Annotated in this window: 1 protein-coding gene and 1 pseudogene; both read left to right on the top strand. The window is 70.8% G+C overall.

Going from position 1 to position 562, the window contains the following annotated elements:
* Positions 1–311 (top strand): annotated as a pseudogene (locus CCN44_RS42630) (MraY family glycosyltransferase); the annotation flags it as partial.
* A gap of 94 nt (positions 312–405) precedes the next feature.
* The coding region (locus CCN44_RS42625) for an Hsp70 family protein (protein WP_143650522.1) at positions 406–562 on the top strand (157 nt) is incomplete at its 3' end.

The raw sequence follows: 562 nt of genomic DNA, 5'->3' as shown, positions 1-562 counted from the left end.
TGCTCGTGGTCCTCGCCCGCGGGGTGGCCCGCCGCCCGCTGCTGCGGCGCGGCCCGGACCACCTCGCGCACCGGCTGCGGCGGCTCGGGCTCACCCCGCAGGGCTCGGTCGTGCTGCTCGGGGCCGGGTCCTTCTCCTCGGTGCTGGTGGGGGTGCTGGTGCACACCGGGTGGACCGGGGGGCAGGCCGTGCTCTGGGTGGCCGGCGGGGTGGTCGTCGCCGTTCTCGCCCTTCTTCTGATCCCCGTCCCGCAGGGTCGCCGCTCGGCATCGACGCAGGTCAGCGGGCACTTGCGCGTAAGAAACGGATAAGAGTTGAGTCCGGCCGACTCAGGTCTGTTGACCCGGCGGGTCTCCTCGGGCACACTTGAGCCTGTTCCACTCAAGTCAGCTGGAGGAATCAACCATGGCACGTGCGGTCGGCATCGACCTGGGCACGACTAACTCCGTCGTCAGCGTTCTGGAGGGCGGCGAGCCCACCGTCATCACCAACGCCGAGGGTGCCAGGACCACGCCGTCCGTCGTCGCCTTCGCCAAGAACGGCGAGGTGCTCGTCGGCGAGG

This window comes from Streptomyces tricolor (assembly GCF_002155905.1).
Taxonomy (GTDB): Bacteria; Actinomycetota; Actinomycetes; order Streptomycetales; family Streptomycetaceae; genus Streptomyces; species Streptomyces tricolor.
Note: the sequence above shows the minus strand (reverse complement) of the source record. Positions and strands in the feature narration are given on the sequence as shown.